Origin of the sequence: Nocardioides furvisabuli (assembly GCF_021083185.1) — a bacterium.
Classification (GTDB): domain Bacteria; phylum Actinomycetota; class Actinomycetes; order Propionibacteriales; family Nocardioidaceae; genus Nocardioides; species Nocardioides furvisabuli.
This window is the reverse complement of sequence record NZ_JAIGQB010000005.1, coordinates 304,475-318,428: the sequence shown is the minus strand read 5'-3', so window position 1 is coordinate 318,428 and position 13,954 is coordinate 304,475. Positions and strand designations below refer to the sequence as shown.

The window sequence follows — 13,954 nt, the reverse complement described above, 5'->3', positions numbered from 1 at the left end:
GAGGTGATGGGCCGAGGTCCGCTGCAAGCGTTGTGGGACGAACCGCGTGCCGTCGCGCCGCCCGGGACGGCGTGGTGGGACCGGGCGCTGGTGGCTGGCCTGGTCCCGCTGACGGCGCTGGAGGCCGGCCTCCGCACGGACATGGTGTGGCCGGTCTGGCACGCGGGGTGGGCGCTGGTCTGTGTCGCTGCGCTGTGGTGGCGGGCCCGCCATCCGCTGGCGATGCTCGTCGTCGCCTACGGAGCCCAGACGGTGGCCGGGGTGGTCCCTGCGCTGTCCGGAGAGCACCACAGCGTCCTCAACGTCACTGCCGTCGTGCTGTTGCTCGCCTACTCGTTGGGCCGGTGGGCCAGCGGCCGCGGCGTGGTGGCGGGCTGCATCTTCCTGCTCGCGGCGCATCTGGGCCGGGAGCCGCTGTACGGCTCCAGCGGCGCGTCGATGCTCATCGGGGTCGGCGCGCTGATGCTTCCGGTGGCCCTGGGTGCGCTGGCACGGTCCTGGGCTGCGTCGCAGGTGCGGGGTCGCGAGGAGGTCCGGTTGCAGGAGCGGGAACGGTTGGCGCGCGACCTGCACGACACCGTGGCGCACCACGTGTCGGGCATCCTGGTGCAGGCCCGGGCCGCCAAGGTCCTGGCGCGCACCGACCTGGGCGCCGCCGTCGAGGCGATCGACGGCATGGAGGAAGCTGCTGCGCAGACCCTGGAGGACATGCGCTCGATGGTGACGGTCCTGCGTACCGGGGAGACCGATGGTGAGGCCCGGGCCCCGACGTACGGGGTGAGGGACATCCCGATGCTGGCCCAGCACCACGGCGAGGGCCCGCAGGTGGTCGTCCACACCTCCGGTGACGTCGAACGGCTGCCGGCGCCGATCGGCTCGGCGCTCTTCCGTGCCGCACAGGAGGCGGTGACCAACGCCCGGCGTCACGCCGTGGAGCCCACCGTGGTCGCGATCGACCTCGCGCGGGACAGGGACCTGGTGCGGCTGCGGGTGCACGACGACGGGCGGCCGGCCGCACCTGCGCGTGGGCGACGGGCCGGTCCCTCATACGGGCTGGCAGGCATGCGGGAGCGCATCTCACTCGTCGGCGGAGCAGTGCGGGCCGGGCCGGACCCTGCCGGCGGGTGGACGGTCGAGGCCATCGTGCCGGTCGCACCGGGCGCCGGGAGGTGAGTCGATGACGACTCCCGTGCGGCTCCTGATCGCCGACGACCAGGACATGGTCCGTGTCGGGCTGGCCACCATCCTCGACGCGGAACCGTCGATCGAGGTCGTCGGTCAGGCACGCGACGGCCGCGAGGCCGTGGACCTGGTCCGGTCGCTGCGGCCCGACGTGTGCGTGTTCGACATCCGGATGCCGGTCGTGGACGGCATCGAGGCAACCCGCCAGGTCGCGGGGCCGGAGGTCGAGGACCCCGTCCCGGTCATCGTCATCACGACGTTCGACCAGGACGAGTACGTCTACGACGCGCTGCGCGCCGGCGCCCGCGGCTTCCTCCTGAAGGACGCGGACCCGGACCTGCTCGCCCGCGCCGTACGGTCCGCGGCGGAGGGCGACGCGCTGATCGCCCCCGCCGTGACGGCACGACTCCTGTCGACCTTCGCGTCGTCACGGGTCGGCTCCGTCGCCGACCCGACCGATCCGCTCACTCCGCGCGAGGAGTCCGTCCTCGACCTGGTCGCCGCCGGTCGGACGAACTCCGAGATCGCCGAGGACCTCCACCTCTCGATGAGCACCGTCAAGACCCACGTCGGCGCGCTCATGACCAAGCTGGCCGCACGCAACCGGGTCGAGCTGGTGATCTGGGCCTACGAGAGCGGCCGCGTGGACGGCCACCGACCCCCGTAGGGGCGCCCTTGCCGCCGACGACAATCAGGACGCTCGGCCCTGCGGCTGCGCGGCCAAGCGTTCGGCGAGGCCGTGCAGGACGAGGTCGAGCCCGACCTCGAACTCGTCGCCGAAGTCGTAGCCGGCCTGGAGCGCGTGCTCGAGGGTGAACTCGCGGAAGTAAGGCAGCTGTCCCTCCGGTAGCGCGGCGATCATCTGGGTGCCGAGCTCAGCAAGGTCCTGGCCGGGCTCGAACGGCATGCTCACCTCCTGCAGCAGGAAGCCGTACAGGTGAGCGTCGAGGACGGCGAAGGCGTGGCCGGTCAGCCTCAGGGAGAAGCCGGCCTCGCGCAGGCAGCCGATCACGGCGTCGTGGTGGAGCAGCGTCTCGTAGCCGGCGTTGCGGCGAGAGTCCATCAGTCCGACCGCCCACGGATGTCGCTTGAGTGCCTCACGGGCGGTCAGTGCGCGTTGCCGCAGCTCGCTACGCCACTCGGCGCCGGGCACGGGGGCGTAGAACTCGGCGAACACGGCGTCGACCATGCCGTCGAGCAGCTCCTCCTTGTTCGCGACGTGGTTGTACAGCGACATCGGGGTCACGCCGAGGCGCTGTGCCACTGACCGCATGGACAGCGACGCGAGTCCCGCAGCGTCGGCGAGGTCGACCGCAGCCGAGACGATCCCGTCGCGCGTGAGCCGCTCCGCGCCCGAGCGTGGTCTGCCTGCCATCCATGACTCCTTCGTGACCGTCTCGTGACGACCGTTGACAAAACATACACCGTACTTTTACCGTGGGCTTCATAACATACACCGTACGCAAAGGAGATGTCATGCGAGCCGTCCACCAGTCCCGCTACGGCGGCAGTGAGGAGCTGACCCTCGTCGACGCGCCCGACCCGGTCCCCGGCCCGCACGACGTCCTCGTGAGCGTCCGCGCCGCCGGTGTGGACCGAGGCACGTGGCACCTCATGGCGGGGCGTCCCTACGCCGTGCGACTGGCGTTCGGCCTGCGGCGCCCCAAGCATCCCGTGCCCGGGCGCGACGTGGCCGGGGTCGTCGCCGAGGTCGGCGATCAGGTCACGGCCGTCGCCGTCGGGGACGAGGTCATCGGCACGGCCGACGGGTCGTTCGCCGAGCTCGCGGTGGTGCCCGAGCCGCGCGTGGGTCGCAGGCCGGCCGATCTCTCGTTCGAGGAGGCCGCCACGCTGCCGGTGTCCGGCCTGACCGCACTCCAGGCGCTGCGCGCCGCTGGTGGGGTCCGGTCCGGGGACCGCGTGCTGGTCATCGGTGCGTCCGGTGGGGTGGGGTCGTACGCCGTCCAGATCGCGGTGGCCCACGGAGCCGAGGTCACCGGCGTGGCCAGCGGCGCCAAGGCAGACCTGGTCCGCTCGCTGGGCGCCAGCCGGGTCATCGACTACACCCGTCAGGACCTCGTCGACGGCACCCGCTACGACGTGGTGCTCGACATCGCCGGGCTCCGCCCGATCCGCCAGCTGCGCCGGCTCCTGACCGACACCGGCACCCTGGTCATCGTCGGCGGCGAGGGCGGCGACCGCTGGCTCGGCGGCACGCATCGACAGCTGGCGGCCCTGGCGCTCTCGCCGTTCATCCGTCAGCGGCTCACCACCTTCCTGAGCAAGGAGAACGCCGACGACCTCGCCGCCTTGGCCCAGCTGGTGGACGACGGCCACCTCCGCCCGGCACTCGAGCGCACCTATGCGCTGCACGAGGCCGCCACGGCGATCGACCACGTCGCCTCCGGGCACGCTCGCGGCAAGGTCGCCGTCACTCCCTGACCGTCCCGCCCTCCCATCCCGACACCTCACAGGAGCAGAGTGATGAGCACCAGCACGACCACCACGGCCGCCACGACGTCCGGCTCGACGCCTCCGCGCGTGGCCGCCTCCTGGGCGGCAGGCGGATACCTCGCCATCTTCGTCCTCGCCGTCTTCGCCAACTTCCTCGCCCTCAGTCCCGTCATCCATCCCGGCGACGCCGCAGCCACTGCCGCTGCCCTGCAGGACTCCGAGACCTCCTTCCGCCTCGGCGCCGTCGCCTTCGTCGGCATCTTCGTCATCGACGTCGTCGTCGCCTGGGCGCTCTGGGTGCTCTTCCGCCCCGTCCACCGCGACCTGTCCCTGCTGTCGGCCTGGTTCCGGTTGACCTACACGGTCGTGCTCGGTGCCGCGCTCGGCTTCCTCTACGCCGCGATCTGGCTGGCCGGAGCACCAGACGCCTTCGGGGAGGCGAACGACGACGCCGTGCTGCTGGCGCTGCAGACCTTCGACTTCACCTGGGTGGCGGGCCTGGCCGCCTTCGGCACCCACCTGGTGGTCCTGGGTGTGCTGCTGCTCAGAGCGCGCGGACCACGGTGGATCGCCTGGCTGCTGCTGGCCGCAGGAGCGGCGTACGCCGTCGACACGGTCGCCCACCTGCTCCTGACCGACTACGAGGCCTCCGCCGACCTGTTCCTCGCAGTCGTCGCAGTGCCGTCGGTGGTCGGCGAGATGAGCTTCGCCGTCTGGCTCCTGCTGGTCGCCGGCGGCCGCCGCAGCGCACCATCCGCGCACCCCGAGCCAAGCAGGGCACACACGCGAGAAGCGGTCTGATCGGCGCCGCCGCGGGTGCGGGCCCCGGGGTGCCCCGGGGCCCGCAGGTGGTCACTTGGTGTCGACCGCGGTCAGTGTCACGTCGGCGGCCACGCCCGCGTAGTTGCTGGTCAGGACGTACTCCGTGCCGGAGGGGATGGCTCCGGCCTCGTTGACAGCGGCGGTGGCGATCGATCCCAGGAGAGCACACTCGGCGCTGTAGAAGTAGACGTCGAGATCGACCGCCGTCGGACCGCCGGCGAGCGACATCTTGTGCGCGCCGTCCCCGAAGTCCTCGGGGAGACGGGTCACGTGACCGTCGGTGTCCTGCGACGCCGGCGGGAAGACGCAGAGCTCCGCCAGCTCGGTGCCGACGACGCCGCCACCGGTCTCGTTCCCGCCGGGGTTGGTGCCGAGGATCGTGAAGGACTCCTCGAAGGGCGGGTCGAGCGGCTTCGGAGGCAGCGGCTGGATCGCGCTGCTGCCGCCGAACACCTGCAGGTCACCGAACTGGGCGCTGGTCTTGGTGTCCCCCAGCGCCTCGTCGGCGAAGACCCGGACGAAGGACGCCTGGACGGGTGCGGCCAGCGTGAACGTCTTGTGGTGCACGTCGTCCACGGTCGGCCGCGGAGCGGCGTAGCCGAACGCGTCCTCGCCGATCGGCTGGGTCTTCCAGTTGATGCCGTCGTTCGACGTCTGCACCGTGAACGACTTGACCGCCTCGAACCGCGAGGTGGTGAAGGCGCTGACCTGGAACGACCTGATCGTCGCAGGCTTGGCCAGCTTGATCACCGCGTTGCCGGTGCCGACCTGGGTCTTCCACCGGGTCAGCTCGGTGTCGTCGATGAGCGACTTGGCGCCCGAGGAGGACGACGTCACGATCGTGGCGCCGTTCGCGGACGAGGCCAGGTTGGGGCTGAGGGCGATCGTCTTCTTGTAGGACTTGCCCTCGCCGAGTGCGAACTCGGTGACGGTCTGCGCGCCGAAACCGCGAGCCTGGATGGTGAGCGGGTAGCGCCCCGCGACCACGGTGGTCGTGATCGTCCCGTCGGCCCCGGTCACCGCGACCGGCGTCACCCCGGCCTCGAGGGTCCCGAGGATGACGTTGGCGTCGGAGACGGGCTTGCCGGTCGACGCGTTGGTCACCTTGATCGTGACGGTGCCGTTGCGCGCCGGGTTCTGGTGGGTGAACGAGGGAGTCGGGTCGATGTCGTTCGCCCCGGTCGGGTCGTCCTCGGTCACCTCGTTGGCCGCCCCGGTGCCCATGCCGTTGGTCGCGAAGGCGCCGTACACGGTGTCCTGCAGGACGTCGAAGTCGGCCTGGCGGTGGTAGCGCAGGTCCAGCGCCTTCATGATCGCCGTGCGCATGTCGAGCATGCTCGGGTCGTTCGGGGCGAGCGGCATCGCATCGGTGACGATGAAGGACGAGATCGTCGCGGCCTTCTGCTGGCCGTACTTCGCGACCAGTGCCTTGCGCATGTCCCACAGGGCTGCGGTCCAGATCTCGCCGTCGGAGTGGACCTCCGGACCGCCGAGGTCGTAGCCGATGTCGCCGAACGTGGCCTCGGTGGTGTCGTAGTCCCAGTTGCGGATGCCGCGCTCGGTGTTGCCGGTGACGTAGGCACCGACGACCGAGTCGTCCTGCAGCCCGTTGCGGTGGGAGTAGTTGAGGGCGTACCAGTCACCCCAGCCCTCGCCCATCGAGCCCGACTGGTGCCCGCCGAGGGCGCCGTCCTCGGTGCCGACGTAGCGGTTGGACAGACCGTGCGCGTACTCGTGCTCGATGACCCCGGAGTCGAACGAGCCGTCGCGGCACGGGCCCTCGAACGCGTCGTTGATCGGCTCCCACAAGAACATCCCGCTCCACGGGGCGATGCCGTCGGGCAGGGTCAGCATGTAGGCGTTGTCGCGACCCGTGTAGGTCGGGGCACCGCCGCTGATGGCTCCGGCCTGCACGAGACCCATGATCGGGTCACCGCCGTCGGCCTGGAAGTTGCCCGCGCTCTCGGTGAAGCCGTAGGAGTAGAACTCGTCGTGGATCCGGTTGTGGTGGTAGAAGAGGTTGGTCGACGAGGCGTCGGAGTCCTGCGCGTACGACGGCGGCACGGCCTGGCACTCCGACGTTCCCCACGCGTCGGGGAAGCCGAAGTTGAACTGACCGGTCGGCGCCACTGTGCGGTTGGCCTGGTCGACCGGCGCGATGAAGTTCGACCAGTTCTTGAACGTGTCGGCGTTGTTGCCCAGCAGGGTCACACCGACACCGGCGAGACCGGTCGGGTCCACGTAACCACCGGGGGACTCGGCGGTCGGGCCGAAGCTGGTCCTGACCGCCTTCCCGCCCGCGGGCGCACCGGGGTAGTTCGGGAACACGATGCCCTCGGACTCGTGCTGCACCAGCGACTTCTTGTGGAGCACCTTGCCGGTCTCGGCGTCGACCAGGACGTCGTACGCCTCGTCGAGGGCCTGGACGAACAGCACGCGGTAGGCCGCACGGGCACCGTCGGCGGTCGGGAAGACAGCCTTCCTGACGTAGGACTCGGAGGCGAGCCCGGTCGTGAACGTGTCGAAACCTGCCGTCGTCCCGCTCGCCCTGGGGGTGATCGCCGGCGCCTTCAGGCCCGTCGCCACCAGGCTCAGCACGGCCGCGGGGGTCAAGGTGTAGGAGCCGAGGAGAGTGGTGTTGGGCGCGATGGAGCCGGTGAATGACAGCACCCGGCCCGCACCGTCGACGGCCATGCCCATCGACCCTCCCCGGTTGAACCTGACGCCGGCGGCCGTCTGGGTGAGGTTGACGATGGTGACGTCGAGATCGGTCAGTCGGTGGTCGCGGGAGACCTCCAGGGAGCTGACCTGGGCTGCGGACAGCCCGAGCGCAGCGCGGTTCTCGGCCGCGAACGCGCGTGCGGCGTCGACCGCCGACCCGCTGTGCGGCCCGGAGAGCGCCTTGCCCGGGGCCGGGTAGATCGTGCGAGGAGTGCCGAACCTGTGGTCCCAGGTGACGATCGCCTCGTCCCCGGCGTCCTGCACGAGGGACCTGACGGCGTCGAGCCGCGCCTGCGTGGGCTTGACGAGCGCTCGGCCCACCCGCGTGTCGAGGGCCGAGTCGTGGCCGGCCCCATGGTCGCCGCTCACGGCTCGATCAGTGATGGCGTTGGCTGCGGGAAGGCTGGCTCCTGCAGCAAGCGTCGCTGCAGCAACGGCGAGGATCCCCGCCGTCGTCGCGGGGGGTCGTAGACGCATCGTGTCCCTTTCGTCGGTCCGCTCGGATGTCGCGGATCACATGCAGGAAACGAGCAGGAGCAGCGCAGGTCACGGACAGCCGACGACGGGTGCGTGCCGATGGTGACGAGGATCTCGTGTGGCCCGGCTCTCAAGACCGTCTGGAACCGGTGGGAACCGGGTACGACTGACATGCGCGCGCGACTGGGTGCGCCTCGTCCACAGATGCTGCGACCCAAGAGAGCCACGCCATGCCGAGCCCGACGGAGCAGCAGTCCCTTGCCCGCGTGGGCTGGGCGGACCTGGCCAAGGGCGCCAGCATCGTCCTGGTCGTCCTCCACCACGCGACCACCAAGCAGTACGACCTGCTGGTCCCGTCCCACCTGTCAGCGATCGCCGACTCCTGGACCGCGGTCAGTCGCGCGCTCAAGCCGGTGCGGATGCCGTTGTTCTTCCTGGTGAGCGGCTTCTTCGCCTCTCGCGCGATCCACCAGCCCTGGCCGATGGTGGCGCGTCGGATCGCAGCTTCCGGCTACCTGTACGTCGTGTGGTTGCTGCTCACGGCGGCGTTCACCCTGTGGGAGCGCGAGCTCCCGATGAACCGGGTCCAGGATCTCGAGGAGCTGGGGCTCGACCTGCTCTTCGCGTCGACGGGCTTGTGGTTCCTCTACGCACTGGTCGTCTACTTCGTGCTCACCAAGGCAACGGCCACGTTGCCGGCCGCGCCGGTGCTGTCCGCGGCGACGGCCCTGGCCGTTGCCGCGGTGCTGTCGCCGATCGAGGAGGTGAACCGCGTGTCGGTTCTGCTTCACCTGGTCTTCTTCATGGTGGGGGCGCGGCTGCCGGGGGTGGTGCGTGCGACTGCTTCCTCGACCCGTCCGGGGATCCTGACCGCCCTGGTGCTCGGCTTCGTCGGCACCACGGCGCTGCTGGCGACGCTCGGCCTACCGAGCGGTGCCAGGGTCCTCGTGCTCAGCGTGCTGGGCCTCCCCGCAGGCGTGCTCCTCTCCGTTCGCGCGGCGCGAACCGCGCGCATCGCGCCGGCGCTGTCCTGGGTCGGCCGGCGGACCCTGCCGGTCTACGTGCTGCACATCCCGGTGCTGGGCGTCCTGCACCACCTCGGCCTGAGCCCGGCGATGGGGCCCGAGGCACTGGACCTGCCGCTGGCCGTGCTCTACCCGTTGCTGGTCACGGCGCTGGTGACGGCGGGTTCGTTGCTCGCGCACGCCGCCCTGGTCCGGGTCGGCCTCGGCGCCCTCTTCCGCCTGCCTCGGATCCCCCGACCGGCGACAGGGCTGGCCGGGCGGAGTGCTGACTCCCCCCGGGACGGACGAGTGATTCTCGACGCCTGAGGTCCGACGAGGGCTTGTCGCCGCAGCGTGCTGCACCGCGCCACCCGCGGGACAGCGGCGTGCGGCTCGCCAGGCGTGCAGCCACCTCTGGCTTCCTGACACCATGCGAAAGGCCCCCACAGTGAGACTGTGAGGGCCTTCCGGATTTGTAGCGGGGGCAGGATTTGAACCTGCGACCTCTGGGTTATGAGCCCAGCGAGCTACCGAGCTGCTCCACCCCGCGTCGGTGAACAGAACATTACATCCACCCTCGGCGAGGCCCAAATCGGGGGCCCCTCCTGCGGGGAACCCGTCATTCGAGCAGGCTCACCGCCCGGTCGACGAGGTCACGCCCCTCCTCCATCAGCTGCGCCCAGCGCACCGTGTCACCGGCCTGCTGCGCCTCGTCGGCCTCGGCGAACTTCGCCTCGGCCTGCTGGAGCAGCTCGCCCACGCTCGCGTCCGCACCAGGCGTCGGCGTCTCGCCCGGCGTCTCCGAGGGCTGCTCCGCAGGCTCCTCGGTGGGCTCCTCGGTAGGCGCCGTGGTCGGCTCCCCGGTGGGCTCGCCCGAGCCGTCCGAGGGGCTCGAGCTCAGCGCGTCCTCGATCGCGCCGCGCAGGGTCTCGTCGATGCCGACGCGGCCCTCGTAGGAGACCAGCACGAACCGCAGGATCGGGAAGTTCGACTCGCCGTCGCGCCGGGTGTAGACCGGCTGGACGTAGATGAAGCTGTCGCCGATCGGCACGGTGAGCAGGTTGCCCGGCACCCGGTCGGCGTCACCGGTCGTGTAGGGCAGCAGCGCCTGGCTGACGTCCTCGTTGGTGGCGAAGGTGTTGGCGATCTGGAGCGGGCCACCGGTCGGCTCGTTGGGCAGCTCCAGCACCGACACCCTGCCGTAGTCGGGGCTGGTGGCGTCGCTGTTGACCGCCATGTAGGCCGCGAGGTTGTTCTCCTTGTCGCGCGGCACGTAGACCGAGGTCAACGACCACTCCTCACCCTCGCCGGTGTCGGTGAAGAGGCGGTACGGCGGCTGGAGGCGGCTGGTGAGCTGCGGGTCGCTCGGCACCTCCCAGCGGCTCGAGCCCTCGAACCACGCCGACGCGGAGGTCTCGTGGTAGCGCTGGAACTGGTAGCGCTGGGCCTTGAACAGGTCCTCGGGATAGCGCAGGTGCTCTGCGAGCGCGTCCGGGATGGCGTCCTTGGGCTGCACGACATCGGGGAAGACGGCCTCCCACGCCTTCAGGATCGGGTCCTCCTCATCCCACTCGTAGAGCTCCACGGTGCCGTCGTAGGCATCGACGGTCGCCTTGACCGAGTTGCGGAGGTAGTTGATCTCGTCGGTCGGCAGGGTCTGGAACCCGTTGTTGTCCTGAAGGGCGTCGTCGGTCATGGTCTCCAGCGACTCCCGCTGCGAGAGCGGGTACTTGTCGGTGACCGTGTAGCCGTCGAGGATCCACTGGATCCGCCCGTCGACCACCGCGGGGTAGGGGTCGGAGTCGACCGTGAGCCATGGCGCGACCTTCTCCACCATCTGGCGGGGGTTGCGGTCGTAGAGGATCTTGGAGTTCTCGTGGACCCGGCTCGAGAGCAGCAGGTTCGGCTCGCTGAACCGCACGGCGTAGAGCAGCTGGTTGAAGATGTTGCCGATCGGCACACCCGCCTCACCGTCGTACGTCGTCGCCACGTCCTCCTCGCTGCGGTCGCCTCGCGGCAGGTCGAACTCGACGGGCCCTCCGTCGGGGTCGAGGCCCACGATGCTGTACGACGGGCTCTGCTCGCCGAAGTAGACGCGGGTCTCGTAGCCGTCGGGCCCGGCGAGGCGCGACAGGGCGTCCTGGTCCACCTCGGCGCCCTCGGCCCACTGGATCCCGGTCTCCTGCGACGCGTCGTCCTCGGGTCGCTGGTTGGCGAACGCCGCGATGACGCCGTTGCCGTGCGTGTAGGCGGTGTGGAGGTTCGACCAGTTCTGGTCGTTCTCCGCGAGGCCGCTCTGGTCGAGCTCGCGCACGCCGAGCACCACGGCCCGGTCCGTGCCGTCGATCTCGTAGCGGTCGACGTCGAGCACGTTGGGCACCGAGTAGTAGGCGCGCACCTGCTGCTGCTGCTCGAAGATCTCGCTGACGATCTGCGGGTCGACCAGCGGGATCCCGTCGGTCATGCCGTCGAGCGCCTCGAGTCGGCCGTCGCCGGCCACAGCCGTGCCGCCCACGTTGCGTACGTCGATCTGGTCGAGCTGGTAGGCCGCGCGCGTCGCGTCGATGTTGGCCTTGATGTAGGGGCCCTCGCGGTCGGGGACGTTGGGGTTCACCCGGATCGCCTGGACCACCGTCGGGACGATGAGGCCCAGGATGATCGCCGACAGCGCGAAGAGCGCGACGCCGACCGAGGGCAGCAGCCAGGTGCGGCGCCAGATGTTGGCCAGGAACAGCAGCGCGCACACGATCGCGATGCCGGCGAGGATCTCCTTGGCCGGCAGCACCGCCTTCTCGTCGGTGTAGCCCATGCCGGTGAAGATCGAGCCGGAGTTGGTGACCAGGTCGAAGCGATCGAGCCAGTAGTCCACGGCCTTGGCGATGACGAACATCGCCAGCAGCGCCGAGACCTGGATCTGCGCGGCGCTGGTCAGCCGCTCACCCGGGCGGGCCGAGAGGCGGATGCCCCCGAAGAGGTAGTTCATCAAGATCGTGGCCAGGAGGCCCACCACGGCGAGGGCCATCACGTAGTCGACGAGGTAGTGCCAGAACGGCAGGTCGAAGACGTAGAAGCCGACGTCCTTGTTGAAGTAGGGGTCCTCGGTGCCGAAGGACTGGCTGTGTCGCCACAGCGAGTACGTCCGCCACTGCCCTGACGCCGACGCCCCGGCGAAGAGGCCGAGGACGGCCGCGGCGCCGCCGATGACCCACCCCATGCGGGGCGCGAGCAGCTCGCGGTAGCGGTCCATGCCGTCGTCGGGCATGCCCGGCATGCCCGGCCACAGCACCGGGCGGAAGCGGTAGGCCATCGCCATGGCGATCGCAACGGTCGCGGCCATCAGGCCCGCGAAGACCAGGAATAGGCCGATGCGCGTCAGCAGCAGGGTGGTGAACACCTCGCGATAGCCCACCGAGCCGAACCACAACCGCTCGGTCCAGAACGAGGCGAAGCCGCTGAGGAGCATGAACCCCACGACCAGGACGATCGAGGTGATGACCAGGGCGCCCGGTCGTCGCGACGCCGTGGCAGCGGGACGCTGGGCACCCGGCCCTCCTGGCCCCCCGGGTCCGCCGGGTCGCTGGGGTCCGTCGGGACCGCTCGGTCCGGACGGTCGGTCGAACGGATTGCTCATGCCTGCCCCTGCTCGGGTGAATCGTTCAGTGAATCGTGCGGTGAGTCGTGCGGTGAGTCGTGGAGGGTCGCGTGGAGGAGCTCGAGCAAGCCGGGCACCAGCTCGGTGCCGTCGACGACCGACTGCTCGTCGTCGTGGGCCCGCAGCCGCAACGCGCAGTACGACGCCCCGGCGCGCGTCGCGCCCGCCACCATCCGGACCTCCTGGCGGTCGGGGTGCTCGCGGGCGAAGAGCTCGGCCGCGGTCGGGTCGTCGGGCAGCTCGTCGTCGACCCCGGGCGGCAGGACCAGACGCTCGATGGCGGCGGCGCACCCGGAGACGCTGTCGGGCCACGCGATCGTCTGGAGTGCCTCCTCCAACGCCTGGCCCGGCGGCAGGCCCTCCTGCTCGATCGGGGTGAAGGAGCCGTCGTCGCCGGGACCGTCGATCGACATCGCGGCCGCGAGCGCAGGCTCCTGGGCGACGAGCTCCGCGGTGTCGACCAGGGCGTAGAGCCGGGCCGGCTGGTCCCACCCCGCCTGCGCGACGTGGGCCTCGATCTCCAGCACCGCGGCGGCGAGTGCGGGGTCCTCGGGCAGCGGCTGCTGCTGCGGCTCGAAGTCGGGAGTGGTCATGACGCGGTGTCCTCACAGCTCGGGAGCGGGGCGTTGGGGTCCTCGACCCAGGTGGCCAGGGTGTCGACCGCTCGGCTCATCGTGGTGGCCTTGGCGAGCCGCATGTCGCCGGGGTCCACTCCCCCGATGCCGTCGCAGTTGTCGGCCGGGACCAGGAAGAGGTCGGCACCAGCGTCGCGCGCGGCGGCGATCTTCTGCTGGATGCCGCCGATGGGGCCGACCTGACCGGCCGGCGTGATCGTGCCGGTGCCGGCGACCTCGAAGCCGCCGGTCAGCGACCCGGGCGTGAGGGTGTCGTAGATCGCCAGCGACATCATCAGCCCGGCGCTCGGCCCGCCGATGTTGTCGGCGATGTCGACGCTCACGCGGTAGGGGAAGTCGAATCCCACGCCCGGAGTGATGCCGACCCTCAGGTCGTCACCGACCTGCTCGGGCACGACGTCGACGCTCAGCTCGCGCTCGCCGCGGCGTACGAGGAAGCGGATCGGCTCGCCGGCGCGCGCCTGGTCGACCGCGTCGACCACGTCCTGGGCGTCGGCGACCTCGGTGCCGTCGACCTCGAGCAGCACGTCGCGCACCTCGAGCCGGCCCTCGGCGGGCAGGCCGGGCGTGACGTCGAGGACCTCCACGATCGGGTCCACCTCCTCGCCGAGCTCGGTGAGCGCTGCAGCGACGGCCGTGTCCTGCGAGGAGACCATCGCCACCGCCGACTGCCGGTCGTTGGACTCGTCGGTCTCGTCGGGGGCGTAGATCGACGAGCGCGGCCAGACCGCCGCGTCGGGGTCGAAGTAGGCCCGCAGCAGCTCGGGGAGGGTCACGTCCTCCTGCGGCGTGCTGACGAAGACGGTGGTCATCCGCAGCTCGCCGTCGTCGTAGTAGGCCTCGTGACCGTCGACCTGCACGGTCTCCTCGCCGTCGCGGGCGGCGAGGATGTCGACGGTGGGGCCGGGGTAGTAGGTCACGTAGGGCAGCGGCACGAAGGCGGCGGTCCCCCACAGCACCGCGAGCAGGCACAGCGCGAGCAATCCCGCCCTGGTCCGGTGACTCAT

Annotated in this window: 10 protein-coding genes and 1 tRNA gene; 5 read left to right on the top strand and 6 right to left on the bottom strand. The window is 70.7% G+C overall.

Annotated features, from left to right (window positions below):
• The first annotated feature begins 6 nt into the window (after positions 1–6).
• The gene (locus tag K4G59_RS12545) at positions 7–1,173 is read left to right on the top strand and encodes a sensor histidine kinase (RefSeq protein WP_231251392.1); all 1,167 of its coding nucleotides are present in this window, start codon (positions 7–9) and stop codon (positions 1,171–1,173) included.
• Positions 1,174–1,177: 4 nt separating this feature from the next.
• Positions 1,178–1,849: a response regulator gene (locus K4G59_RS12540; RefSeq protein WP_231251391.1), complete on the top strand. Its 672-nt coding sequence runs from the start codon at positions 1,178–1,180 to the stop codon at positions 1,847–1,849.
• Between the two features lie 24 nt (positions 1,850–1,873).
• Here the strand turns inward: K4G59_RS12540 and K4G59_RS12535 are convergent, their stop codons facing one another.
• The gene (locus tag K4G59_RS12535) at positions 1,874–2,557 is read right to left on the bottom strand and encodes a TetR/AcrR family transcriptional regulator (RefSeq protein WP_231251390.1); all 684 of its coding nucleotides are present in this window, start codon (positions 2,555–2,557) and stop codon (positions 1,874–1,876) included.
• A 101-nt stretch (positions 2,558–2,658) separates the two neighbouring features.
• On the opposite strand from K4G59_RS12535, the gene K4G59_RS12530 reads away from it, so the two are divergent.
• Both K4G59_RS12530 and K4G59_RS12525 read left to right on the top strand, forming a co-directional pair.
• Complete coding sequence (locus K4G59_RS12530; RefSeq protein ID WP_231251389.1) at positions 2,659–3,624, top strand: NAD(P)-dependent alcohol dehydrogenase; 966 nt, start codon at positions 2,659–2,661, stop codon at positions 3,622–3,624.
• Between the two features lie 42 nt (positions 3,625–3,666).
• On the top strand, positions 3,667–4,437 hold the full coding sequence (locus K4G59_RS12525; RefSeq protein WP_231251388.1) for a DUF4386 domain-containing protein: 771 nt from the start codon (positions 3,667–3,669) through the stop codon (positions 4,435–4,437).
• 51 nt (positions 4,438–4,488) lie between these two features.
• Here K4G59_RS12525 and K4G59_RS12520 read toward each other — a convergent pair whose 3' ends face one another.
• Positions 4,489–7,548, bottom strand: coding sequence for a M36 family metallopeptidase (locus K4G59_RS12520; RefSeq protein ID WP_231251387.1), 3,060 nt, complete (start codon positions 7,546–7,548; stop codon positions 4,489–4,491).
• Between the two features lie 338 nt (positions 7,549–7,886).
• Between K4G59_RS12520 and K4G59_RS12515 the strand changes: the two genes are divergently transcribed.
• A complete protein-coding gene (locus tag K4G59_RS12515; RefSeq protein ID WP_231251386.1) occupies positions 7,887–8,987 on the top strand; it encodes an acyltransferase family protein in 1,101 nt (366 codons plus the stop codon).
• Between the two features lie 149 nt (positions 8,988–9,136).
• On the opposite strand, the gene K4G59_RS12510 is transcribed toward K4G59_RS12515, so the two are convergent.
• From K4G59_RS12510 to K4G59_RS12495, 4 genes are all read right to left on the bottom strand, one after another.
• Positions 9,137–9,210 (bottom strand) — tRNA-Met (locus tag K4G59_RS12510).
• Between the two features lie 69 nt (positions 9,211–9,279).
• Entirely contained in the window at positions 9,280–12,291 is a 3,012-nt protein-coding gene (locus K4G59_RS12505) for a UPF0182 family membrane protein (RefSeq protein WP_231251385.1), read from the bottom strand.
• Positions 12,288–12,905 carry a PPA1309 family protein gene (locus K4G59_RS12500; protein ID WP_231251384.1) on the bottom strand — a complete coding sequence of 206 codons (618 nt, stop codon included), beginning with the start codon at positions 12,903–12,905 and terminating at the stop codon, positions 12,288–12,290. Before K4G59_RS12500 ends, K4G59_RS12505 begins: the two co-directional genes overlap by 4 nt.
• Positions 12,902–13,954, bottom strand: a complete 1,053-nt coding sequence (locus K4G59_RS12495; protein ID WP_231251383.1) for a YlbL family protein — start codon at positions 13,952–13,954, stop codon at positions 12,902–12,904. Before K4G59_RS12495 ends, K4G59_RS12500 begins: the two co-directional genes overlap by 4 nt.